This is a genomic window from Oceanobacillus longus (genome assembly GCF_042650085.1).
Taxonomy (GTDB): domain Bacteria; phylum Bacillota; class Bacilli; order Bacillales; family Amphibacillaceae; genus Oceanobacillus; species Oceanobacillus longus.
Genome location: NZ_JBHSAO010000001.1, coordinates 140,745 through 153,246, shown reverse-complemented (window position 1 = coordinate 153,246; position 12,502 = coordinate 140,745). Strand labels below are relative to the sequence as shown.

The window sequence follows — 12,502 nt, the reverse complement described above, 5'->3', positions numbered from 1 at the left end:
AAATTCGAGGAACACAGTGCAGAGCCTTGGACAACATCAGTCCATAAAGAAGTTAAAAGAACCAACCTCACTCATTCTCTTCAGTTTCTTCCTCACTTGTTTTCCCCAACTCTTTACAGCTTCTACGGTCGTATTTTCTTGAATGGCGATGTCCTTCACTGACATGTCTCCTAAGATATGAAAATAGATCCACTTCCACTGATTCTCGGTTAATTGTGATTTAAGCTTCCTCCATTGAATTGGGTCTTCAAGTAGAATATCGGGGACATTTGGAAGCGGATAGGGAGTATGACTGTTGCGGATATAATTTCCTTCCGTTAATTGTGTTACTGCTTCTTTGCGATTTTTCTCTTCTACTTCGAGGGTTGATGCTTTCTTTCGTAGCAAGTCGATTAATCGGTTGCGGATGGTGTAATTGAAGTAAGTTGCAAGAGGTCCTTTGTCTGGTTGATATTTCTTGTAGGCCATCCACATAGCGTATAGTCCTTCCGTATAAAATTCCCTTGACGGATCCTTGATTCCTAATCGCTGCATCTGGTAATAGATCCTTCGTTCATTCTGCTTGAAGATTTCCTCAAACGTTTGATCGTTGTCCTTCTTCATTTGATTACTCCCTTTCTTATTAATAATTTGTTTTTCAAGTTAGTAAGGTCATAGATTTATTCTACATAAAATCAAAAAATCTGCATCTAGCCTAACTTGCCATTTTTGATTGTAAAATTGAATTTTCTCTAGGGGAAAATGGAGAAATACACAAAAAACTCCCTCCTAAAAATCAATTTTCGGAGGGGGTTTGCAAGTTAGCTATTTTTTATTTTAAAAGTTGGTACGTATACACGTACCAGATAAACATTTTAGATATGGTAGATTTTTCTTTATAGACATATTGATATTGAAGAGAAATAGAGGCACTTGTGCAGTAGTAAATGGTGTCAGTCCCTCACCACTTTACAGTATTAAAGAGGTGTTGGACAGGCACTTGAAATCTTTAATGAAACTTTTTAAAAATCCTAGTCTCTTACTAACCTTGCTGTTTTCCTTCAAGATCAATAGCGAGTTTTAATTTATCAATCCCCATCACTCTGAAATGCAAAGCAGTGAGGAACAGGCACCAATCATACTTACCACTACTTAATCATTGAACCACACTCGTCTCCACCGAATCAGTAAAAATATCCGATAACAACATACGGACATCCTCTACCGTAGCCTGCAAATTATCCAACCGAACTTGATGCACTTCAATATATTTTTCCGGATGACTGTCTGGTACCAGCCACTTAGGCAATAATTTATCTTCATCCGTTCTTGGATATAACAGAATACACTTCTCTGCTGTTTTATACGCTGTAACATAAGCGTACATTTGATAAATATCACCTTGCTTATAATTGAAACGTGTATTGACTACAACGCTTTTCCATTTGGTATCTATGATTGTCCTAGGAATGGAATCTTTATCCGATATAACAAAATCTGGCTTCAGCAATATATTTTCCCTGCCTGAATGGATGTTTTCCAGCAATCTTTTCTCAGCATGTTGGGACCATACCTCATAAGAAGTTCCATGTATAATCATTTTCATTACTTCTCCAATATACCCCTCATATAAATCGTTCATCTTAAACAAAAAGGAGAAAGCAATTTGATTGTCCTTACCACTAGTCATTGAATTCGATTGTAAGATAGCATGTGCTAATTGAATGGAGCTATCATAATGTGTATTTTGACGATTGAGTTCGTACTGCCCAATTGTCGTAGAATCAAATAAGACATCTTGGACATCTTCCAATAATGCAAGCCCTTTTAACATATCTGTTTTTAAAGAGATTTGCTTCACGTATGGAAATAGTTTCTTTAAAGCTGCTTTTAACACTTGATTCACATAAATATTAGGAGTCAAATCATCAAATTCACAGTATGCATTTACCGAACCAAAGGCATTTCTACGGATATGATCGGAGACCAGCAATCGACCTTTTAGCGTTGGAATGTTCTCCTCTTTCAAACGATACTCTCTGTAGATTCCTCTGTGTAACGTTTTACTCAGTTCTTTGATATACAATTGGGCCAATATGTGGATCAAATCTACTTTTTCAAACTTACTGAGCGTTTGTTCTCCTAATTCGACCGGGAGTTTCTTGGTAACTGCGAGCATATTAAGTAACGCTCTTCGATTAAGTGTATCGTCTTGTTCAATCAAATTTATTTTAGGAAGTATCTCAATCCTGACTGTCTTCAACTGGATAACGCCCACCAAATTGATAAATCGAAGTTTCTTATTGGAATATTCCACTATATTTTCATTTCTGTATTCTTGTTCCAGGAAAAGGAGGAGTTGCTCCCACTCTACTTGAGTGAGACTCCTAGGTTCCTCATCATGCAGATAAAGCCAATCATAAGCTTCTCTAATAATTATCTGTTTCATTATTCATAGATCCCTTTTATATCTTCGACCGTGATATTGGATTTTATATGATATTTGGCTGGGAAATCCATCGTGGTGTAGGCACTGGTACGTTTAAATAATGCTTCCACATTTACTTTCTCTTGATAAATAATAAAGGAATCTTGTTCACTCTTACCTACTCCACCTAGAACTAAAGCGATTTTTTCCCAGTCATCATAGAAATATTCTTTCAGCAAAGGAATTACCTTATTTTGCAATGTCGTGATTATTTCATCTACCGTTTCCACATGAATGAAATATGCATGACCAATCGTGTGATCCCTGCTATACAGAATTTCGATTCGTTGGTTCATCCGGTGCAGCATGGTTGGTAAATCAATATCATCAATTGTAGATAGTAAGGAAGGCTTTGGCATGACTTCTTCAAATTCAAAGCGACGGCGCAATGCGGTATCCAACAGTGCTACGGAACGGTCAGCTGTATTCATTGTTCCTATAATCCAAAGATTTGGTGGCAACACAAACGTCTCTCCAGAATACGGCAAGTTTACACGTGTTTCGTTTTCCTTTGTTAATCGTTTATCATCCTCAATTAATGTAATCAACTCGCCAAAAACTTTAGAAATGTTTGCACGATTTATTTCATCAATAATCATTACGAATTTATCCGCACGGTCAAAATTAAATGAACCATCATTTTGCAGTGCATCTAATACCCGACTTTTCCGTTCGCTATAATCAACTTCCTGACCGTTATTCTCAAGACCAGCAAACAATGCATCTATTACTACCCTTTTAAACGTGCCATCCGTTGGTACGAACTTGCCTTTATCATCCGAGCGGAGGCCTTCATTGAAGTCTTCATAAGAATAAGATTGATGGAAAGTTACAAATCGTACTTGTCCCTTCTGCTGGTACTTTTTGAACATTTTCTTTATATCAATTTGATCTTCCAAATCTTCTGCAGAGAGATTGTAAATGATTTCCATAGCTTTTGTGGCAACTTGATACGTTTTCCCAGTCCCTGGTGGTCCGTAAAGAATCATATTCGGGTTACTGTAAATTAACTCTTCATCGTAATTTACTACCACGTCTTCTTCTTGAGTTGGATTAGGTTTAATATTCGACAGTCCTAATTCCGTTTTAAAAATTAAATGAAGTCCCTGATGTGCTACTTTATCAATCTTATGATGTACCGGAACCAATTGGTCCAACAAGATGCTCGTTGTTAATTTCATTAATTTACTGATTTTCAACCAAACCGTTTCACCTTTTGTGTTAGAAGGGTCAATTTCTATTACACTTGGTTGCAATGACACTTCACTTTCATCCAATAAAACCACGTCAACATCGGCTACCCACTTTACTTCTTCAGTGGAACGATCACATATATACAGTTTTGTATTTTCGATAGTCTTTAGTGTCTTGATATTGATATCATCTGTTTTCATTTCAGCTACCACTGTGGATCCAGTATTCCATTGTTCCTCGAGGCTCGAGACAGACTCTTTAGACTGGAAGGATAATAGGTTACAATCCAGTTTTAATGTTTTGGCACGACTACTAAACTGATATATTTTATCTAATTGTCTTAGTTCCTTCTTACTTAATGCTGGTTGCAGCTCATTTACATCATTTTCAATCAATTGACGTATTACCCCGCAGTATGTATAAAAGGATAAATATTTTATTTCCATCGTTGCCTCAAATTGTCGATAAGTTTCCAAGAGATCATTATAATCTTCTGTTTTATTTAAAATCACCTTGTTCATACTTCTTTCAAATTTGTACGATACAAGAAATTCATCCGGTGCTTGGATATTTTTCACAATCGAAAATAGATGGACAAAATGACCTTTCAAGGTTGAAGGCATTTTGAAATGATTTAAAATCACTTGATAATCGTTTTCTTCTTTCATTTCATTGAATAATGAAACAATATCCAATCGATTTGATTTGAAGTTGTTTAAGAAATTATTTGTATTGACGATTAAATTGATGACTCCCGTAAAAGTGTCCAAATCCGTAACATCATCATCAGCAAATTTTTCGGACGGACTTTGAATAATATCAATGACTCTTAGTACGGTGGTTTTCTTCTCTTCATCCCAGTTTGCATCCTTTACTCTGTCTTTATAGTTTTTATGAAAATTACTTGCACTTTCATAGTATTCTTCAAAAAGCTGTCTGTTTTCATTATATAGACGTTCTGGCGAGATCATTTTGTATGTATCTATTATTTGCTGTATGCGGTTCATTAGATTAGCTCCTTATTCCAAATATAGTTGAGTTATGTCAAGCTCTTTGTGCTCTAATGTTATCATATACATGATATTACAACTTTAGTATAGAAGAATAGTTGTACATTTTTATGTATACCATTTAAATAACAAATACACTGTAATTTATCTTTTTTAAGTTACTTAGACATAGTTCTAAAAAATCTCCGCCACTCAACTTAATTTCCTAGTAAATCTACATTTCGGATAATTACTGCATCCCATAAAATCACCATACTTACCTCTTCTTTTAATTAAATTAGAATGGCACTTGGGGCATTTTGCCTTATCATAATAAGGCACTTTGCTTTTCTGTACATCCGTTTTTACTGTATTAACATGTTCTTTACTTATTTGTCTTTTTACTTTTTTATTTGTAATAATTAGCTTGTTCAACTTATTATTTATTGCCTGAAGTTGTTCATCACTAAATACTTTTGATTCCTTCTCTTTAATTGTCCTACGTAACTCTGTAAAATGAATGACTTTCGCACGAGTAAAGTCTTCCTTGAATTTAAAGGTGGATTGGTTAGAAAAAGCAATAATCGAATCAAACAATTGCTTATCTATCTCAAGGTAATTTTCTAATGATTTTATATGACCAGCATTTTGCCATATTGGATTAAATAGTTTTTCTTTTCGCTTATAAATTACCTGGGTCCAGTATCTATTTCTTTCATTACCAAAAATCCATCCATTGTAGTGCTTAGTTTCTATTACAAAAATACCGTACGAAGATGTAACGACATGATCGACTTGTGTTGTTTTATTACCATCTGTTGGAATATACAAATCATGATAGATTTTATATTCATTTTCATCCAATTGACCTAGTATATTGTTAACACGTTTCTCTCCATAACTTCCTTTAATATTTGCAAAATTAAGCTTAACGTAAATTAAAAATAAAAATAGAAATATAAAAATTATATAAATGATTACTGACAATTTCCCCATCCATTCATTAATTATTTTAATACACTATAAATCATAAAGCCGCCAATCTTACAATTTTAATCTAATAAGCCTGTATTCCAAACTTTAACAACTTCTTAGGCAGGATATCATCCAAATTCTGAATATCTGCATCCTGTAATTCGATTAAATTAAATCCATATTTATGGTAAATCTCTAATTTCCGTTGTTTTCTTTCAGCATATTTTGGATCATTTTCTAATCCCCAGTACTCTATGTATACTTTCCAACTGGTAAGTAGAAATCTGTATAAACATCTTCTTCAATTGGTAGCTTTCTTTCATATGCATGAGCGATCTCAGACATGTATAACCAATTATCTATTAGCATTTCTGCTCTTGAACGTACATAATGACCATCAGCACTTCTATGCTTTGCAACAAATTTTTCACGAAATCCTAGAGAGTTTTGATCTTCAGATATTCTTTTTGGTTCAACAGGTTCATTCCCTTCCAATTCACGAATAGTTTCCAATAACCTTTTATTTTTTAGAATACTTTCTGGCCAGTTCACATATGGCACCCCAGTTCTATCATATTCTAATTGTTCTCCTCCAATACTTAATCCAAGTTTCGTAACCGTCCATCCTTTTACCGATTTTTGTATAAATCCAAGTTCAGATAAAATAGGATTCATTTTAAATTTAGAAACTCCAAAATGAGCACTTAATGCTGTTGCATTTAGAAGGATTTCATTGCTGGTTTTAAACATGGTATTTGTTTTTAAATCCTCTTGCCAAGCTATGTATTCTCCTATTTTAGGGTGCTTCTTTGTAATTCCTCCGCTTTGTTTTCCATTTTCTGTTAATTCCCATTTTTCATTAACTCTTGTAATATAATCGTTATCTAGCAAGACTTGAAAAACATCTTTAACACCCATTTTTAGTTCCTTAGAGAGTGCAGTAGTTGACAAATATTTTACCTGATTTTTAATAGCCATGGCAATTCCCCTTTTTCCAAAATTATCCTAATTATATAGTTCTTCTTATCTGTTATCGGACAACCCTAACAGAAAATTAACAGTAACAACCTCATTTGCTAGACTACTATATTTTCTATAAACTAAAACTAACAACAATAAGAAGTGTTCACATGCCAACATATAACAAACTCGTACGTGACCGTATCCCGGAAATTATTAAAAACTCTGGTAAAGATTTAAAAACAGAGACACTTAACCATGATCGCTATATCCTGGAACTTAAGAAAAAGTTATATGAAGAAGTGGAAGAATACCAACAGGCAGCAACCCAAAAAGATGCTTTGGAAGAACTAGCAGATGTATTGGAATTAATGCACGCCCTCACAAATGTTCATGGATCTTCTATCGAAGAAGTGGAAAAAATCAGAGCTAAAAAAGCTGAGAAGCGAGGAGGCTTTGACGAAAAAATCTTTTTAATTGAGGTTGAAGACTAATGGCTGACATATCGATACATACATCTAATCTGCATAAACAACTAATAGAGGATATGCAAAACTCCTCAACCATCTACATTATGACATCATTCATTATGAAATCGGGTGTGGAGGTAATTTTTGATGCCCTTCAAGATGCTCTGGCAAAAGGTGCAGATGTAAAAATATTAACTGGAGATTATTTGTATATAACTCAGCCAAAAGCGTTAACAAGATTATTAGATTTGCAAGGAGCTAACCTGGAAATTCGGCTGCGGCACAGCAACGGGATCTCCTTTCATCCAAAGACATATATCTTCAAACATCAAGAAGAAGGTGCGATCATCGTTGGCTCCTCTAATCTATCCCGCTCCGCATTAACAAGCGGTGTGGAATGGAATCTACGCATGCAGCGTAATGCTTCTATAGATACGTTTAATCAGGCAATTGATCTATTCATTGAATCCTTTTACGATACAAATCTTATATCCACATGGACAAAACGTGAGGAAATAGAACTGACCTTACATAGTGAAGACCAGGAAATACCCCAGCAAGTTATAGATACACCAATACCTTACATAACAAAATTAGAACCTCGACCTGCACAATTGGATGCATTAAAAGGGTTAGAGGACACCATGAATGAGGACTATAACAAAGCGATGGTAGTAATGGCAACTGGTCTTGGTAAAACCTATTTGGCTGCATTTTTTGCACAACGATTCAATAAGATTTTATTCATTGCTCATCGTGAGGAGATTCTAAAACAGGCAAAGAAGAGCTTTGAACAGGTTCTTGAAAAATCTGGAGGGCTGTATTACGGTTTGGAAAAAGATGCAAACCACGATATGCTTTTCGCATCTATTTTTACTCTTAGCATCCAGGAACAATTACATCAATTTGATCCAGAGAATTTTGATTTGGTAATAGTTGATGAATTCCACCATGCAGCAGCAAAAAGCTACCAAAAGGTTATTGAATACTTTCAGCCGAGATTCCTACTAGGTTTAACCGCGACACCCGAAAGAACAGACGGCCAGGATGTTTTCGCTATTTGTGATGGAAATGTCGCATATGAAATTGAAGCAATTCAACATGGCTGGTTAACACCTTTTAATTATTATGGTGTTAAGGATAATATTGATTACTCACAAATCAAATGGCTCGGAAAACAATATGATCAGCATGAATTGATAATTCAGCAGCTTCAAGATGAGCGAGCAAAGCAAATCTATGATAAATGGAATGAGTATAAACAAACACGTACGCTTGCATTCACCTCATCGATTCAACAGGCTGAATTTCTGTCAGGTTATTTCAATGAACAAGGGGTTAGATCGATTACAGTAACTTCTGCAACCAAAGATATTTCTCGGTCTGAAGCGATACGTATGCTTGAGACAAATGAGATTGATATTATATTCACCGTCGATTTATTTAACGAAGGTGTAGATATCCCATCCGTTGATACATTACTTTTCGCAAGACCAACGGAGTCGCTCGTTGTATTTACACAGCAAATTGGCAGGGGCTTAAGAAAATACGCAGGGAAAGAAACCTGTGTCATTATTGATCTTATCGGGAATTATCGAAACGCTGATACAAAACTTCAAGTATTTAATGACTATCAAGCTGATGAACCAAAAACAAATCAAAGCGTTGTTCCAGTAGTACCTGCAACGTGTGAAATTCAATTTGAAACAGAGGTAATCAATCTTTTGGAGGAAATGCGAAAGAAACGGAGCTCAAGAAAAGAAGGAGTTTATCTGGATTACTTAAAAGTCAAAGAGTATTTAGGGAGAAGACCAACATATAAAGAAGTTCACCTTCATGGAACGACTAACTCCAAAGAATATCGTCAAGCGTTTGGTGGCTACTATGCATTCTTGAATGAATACGGCGAACTGACTGATCATGAATTTGAAGTCTATCAGAAACATTATCGCTGGTTTATCAAAGTAGAAAAGGAGCAAATGTCTAAGTCCTATAAGATGGTTGTTCTACAGTATTTACTTGATAAAGGCCCGAGTGATTGGCTGAAAAGCGTAACGCCAGAAGAAGTCGCTCTCTATTTTCATCAGTTTTACATGGAAAAAAGCTATCGAAGAAATGCTGACTTTTCGAATAAAAATACGAAGAAACTATGGAACTATGATGAAGCTAAAGTTGCTAAGTTGATTGCTGATATGCCTATGACAAAGTGGGTTGGTAAGGATGCTCTTGTTTATTTTAAGGATAGTCAGTTTGGGATGAATTTTGATGTTGAAAAAGATGATCAAGACGTGTTGCATGAGATGACTGGTGGGATTTGCGAGTATAAGATGCAGGTATATTTTGAGAGGAAAGTTAAACATAGTTGAAATTGGATTCATCCTATAAAAAATAATTCATGTATAAAAAGCTCAATTCTATTTAAAAGAAGTGAGCTTTTTACATGTTCTTCCTAGAGTTCCTGTCCATTTACAATATAGTTATAAAGCATACTTTCAACCGGCTGTTCCATGACCATGTTCATGTGTACCACTGGCTTATTATCTGCCATTTTGTCCTGCTGAACAGTATCTTGATCTGGTTTTACTTCACCCATATAATAAAAACCGGTTCCCTCATCATCATCTTTCTTCACGAATAAATGAATATCTAGATTATTTTCCTCTGCATGAATAATCTTCTGGACTTCGCTTGATTGTAAGGTTCTATTGCTTCTGGTATACCATTTAAATAATTGAGGACTTATGAATTCATCTCCATAATCGACACTTGCTTCAACTTCATTATTTTTATGATATGTAACAAATACAGGACATGTTTGATGTTTTGGTTTATAGCCGTACATGGTGGAACTTTCATCATTGTCCCAGTTTAATAACTTACAAGAATCTTTTCGAGAGTATTTCTCATATAGCGTTAAAGACTTGTCAGCATCATACTTTTTACTTTTTTCCATTCCAGTGCGAATCACATCTTCAACTAAATGCTTAAAGTACTTATTTTTTTCCAGGCTTTCTTTTATTCTACTATTAAATGCATAATTCTTTTCATCATTCAACTCAGCAATTGGCTCAACGCCATACTTTGTTTGGTCTGTTTGTGTAAAGAAGGATAAATTCATTATACGATGCACTGAGTTTAAGTTTGCCTGGCTAACTAAACAATTTGATGTTTCTAAAAGATGTAAATAGTCATTGTAAGCAACTTCTCCATTTTGTACTAATTGATCTAGCAAAATTAATTCGTGCTTTCTCTTGCCTGATAGAATCTCTAAAGAAAACATGGTTAACACACTATTCTCATAAGCATTAAGTATTGGCACTTCTTCCTTTACCTTAAGCAGAAATTGATAATAGTTCTTATATTTATCTGCAATAACAACTGGATCGATCGAATGGTTTTCTACAAAGTCATAGAAATATGGTACTTTTCCTATTCTATTTTTTAATTCTATATAGGCATCTTTAAGAACTTTCATAGCGGTTAGGTTACTATTATTAATCGATTTAAAGATTTGCTTCTTAGCTATTTCTTCAAAATTAATTGTGGAAACACCTTTGATATAACTGGTTTCTGCTGTAGCCTTGCGAATATTATCTTTGTTCTGTGTTTTGTCTCCTGAGAGCGCTACTGGAATTAAATAGTTATTTTTGTAGTTACCTATAAAATCAATGATAGTAACATAATCTTTTGAATTATGTTTTCTTAGACCTCTTCCTAGCTGTTGTATAAATATAATACTTGACTGTGTTTGACGAAGCATAACCACTTGATTAATACTCGGTATATCGATACCCTCATTAAAAATATCTACAGTTATAATGTAATCCAGACTTCCATTTTCCAGACGATTTACTTGATGCATTCTATCTTCCTGTGAATGATCACCGTTTAAAGCTACTGTCCTTAACCCCCTATTATTCAGAGCTTCTGATAACTTAATAGCTTCTTCTTTTCGGCTACAAAACATTAATCCTTTTATATGTTCACCTGAATAGCTATAATAGTTCACTTTATCCATGATATGATTCACACGTTCTTCTGTAACAAGATGAGAAAGAATGGTTGCATCATCAATGAGCTCGCCATTGTATTCTAAATCAGTTACCCCAAAGTAATGAAAAGGACAGAGCATATCTTCTTCGAGAGCTTCTTGTAATCTAATTTCATACGCGATGTTGTAATCAAATAGCTCAAATATATTAAAATCGTCTGTACGTTCCGGAGTTGCTGTCATTCCCATTAAAAACTTTGGTTTAAAATAATCTATTACTCTCAAATACGATTTAGCACCGGCTTTATGAACTTCATCGATCAGGATATAATCAAATTCTTCAGGATTAAATTGATCTAGCATATGCTGCTTTGAAATTGTTTGTATAGTTGCAAATAAGTATTTTGCTTCTTTCTCCTTGGTAGACCCTGATAAAATTCCAAATTCTTTGTCTATACCACCCGTAATGAGTTGAAAGTCAGATTTAGCCTTATGAAGTATTTGCTCTCTATGTACGATAAAAAGCATTTTCTTGGGAGTAAATCTTCTTACATCAAATGCAGAAAGAAAAGTTTTACCTGTCCCAGTTGCAGAAATTACCAATCCTTTATTATTTCCTGCATTACGAACCGACTCGATTTGTTCCAATGCAGCAATCTGCATTTTATTTGGTTTAATTTCTAAAGCCTCTTCTAACGGATTTACACTGTAATTTGAAGGTAATTCGATAACCTTTTCTGCCTTTTTGAAGTCCACTGGCGTATATACTTCCTCGTAATTTTTTATCCATTGATCTGTTAAAGGATGTGCCTCATTCCAAACATCTTCAAATTGTGACTTGAAGTGGTTGATTACTTCCCCATTTTCATGAGATGAAAGCTTAACATTCCATTCATGATTGACTTGTAGTGCGTGGGCAGTTAAGTTAGAGCTTCCGACAATTAACGAATAATGGTCACTATGGTCAAATATATACCCTTTTGAATGAAATCCAGGTATATCCGTCATTCTGACCTCAACATTCGTAATCTTCATTAATTCTTTAAATACTTTTGGTTGATTAAAATTAAGAAAGGTAGATGTTAATATTCTTCCTTTAATCCCCTTTCTATTCAAATCAAGTAGATGCGATTTAAGGGTTGCCAGTCCACTTTCTGTAATAAATGCAACTGAAAACAGAAATGAATTACAGCTATCAAGCTCTTCTAGAAGTGTTGTTAATACGTTTTTATTCTGGCTTGTATTATTTATTAATAATTCAGGAATATATCTGCTAGTCTTGTTGTATGTTTGGTCAATAAAACCCTTATGTAAAGAATCCTGTAAATCTTGGATAAAGTCTTCCATAATAACCACCAATCTTTTCCAATTTATAGGTTAATCTTACTACTCACTCTATTAAACCGCAATATTTTTAAACTATTCAAAAACCTACCCCATAATGGAGTAGGTTTTC

Annotated in this window: 8 protein-coding genes; 2 read left to right on the top strand and 6 right to left on the bottom strand. The window is 34.5% G+C overall.

The annotated features are described in order from the left end of the window. Positions 1 to 36: 36 nt before the first annotated feature. From ACFOUV_RS00665 to ACFOUV_RS00645, 5 genes are all read right to left on the bottom strand, one after another. Positions 37 to 603, bottom strand: a complete 567-nt coding sequence (locus tag ACFOUV_RS00665) for a sigma-70 family RNA polymerase sigma factor (RefSeq protein WP_379494841.1) — start codon at positions 601 to 603, stop codon at positions 37 to 39. 532 nt (positions 604 to 1,135) lie between these two features. Next, entirely contained in the window at positions 1,136 to 2,428 is a 1,293-nt protein-coding gene (locus ACFOUV_RS00660; RefSeq protein WP_379494840.1) for an McrC family protein, read from the bottom strand. Beyond that, positions 2,428 to 4,668 (bottom strand): McrB family protein, encoded by a 2,241-nt coding sequence (locus ACFOUV_RS00655; protein WP_379494839.1) that lies wholly within the window; start codon positions 4,666 to 4,668, stop codon positions 2,428 to 2,430. The genes ACFOUV_RS00660 and ACFOUV_RS00655 overlap by 1 nt, the downstream gene beginning before the upstream one ends. A gap of 195 nt (positions 4,669 to 4,863) precedes the next feature. Beyond that, the gene (locus ACFOUV_RS00650) at positions 4,864 to 5,637 is read right to left on the bottom strand and encodes an NERD domain-containing protein (protein WP_379494838.1); all 774 of its coding nucleotides are present in this window, start codon (positions 5,635 to 5,637) and stop codon (positions 4,864 to 4,866) included. A gap of 240 nt (positions 5,638 to 5,877) precedes the next feature. After that, entirely contained in the window at positions 5,878 to 6,603 is a 726-nt protein-coding gene (locus tag ACFOUV_RS00645) for a glycerol kinase (RefSeq protein WP_379494837.1), read from the bottom strand. 152 nt (positions 6,604 to 6,755) lie between these two features. Between ACFOUV_RS00645 and ACFOUV_RS00640 the strand changes: the two genes are divergently transcribed. Further along, a complete protein-coding gene (locus ACFOUV_RS00640; RefSeq protein WP_379494836.1) occupies positions 6,756 to 7,079 on the top strand; it encodes a phosphoribosyl-ATP pyrophosphohydrolase in 324 nt (107 codons plus the stop codon). Beyond that, positions 7,079 to 9,421 (top strand): DEAD/DEAH box helicase family protein, encoded by a 2,343-nt coding sequence (locus ACFOUV_RS00635; RefSeq protein ID WP_379494835.1) that lies wholly within the window; start codon positions 7,079 to 7,081, stop codon positions 9,419 to 9,421. Before ACFOUV_RS00640 ends, ACFOUV_RS00635 begins: the two co-directional genes overlap by 1 nt. Positions 9,422 to 9,504: 83 nt before the next feature. On the opposite strand, the gene ACFOUV_RS00630 is transcribed toward ACFOUV_RS00635, so the two are convergent. After that, the gene (locus ACFOUV_RS00630; RefSeq protein ID WP_379494834.1) at positions 9,505 to 12,393 is read right to left on the bottom strand and encodes a DUF3427 domain-containing protein; all 2,889 of its coding nucleotides are present in this window, start codon (positions 12,391 to 12,393) and stop codon (positions 9,505 to 9,507) included. Between the last annotated feature and the right edge of the window lie 109 nt (positions 12,394 to 12,502).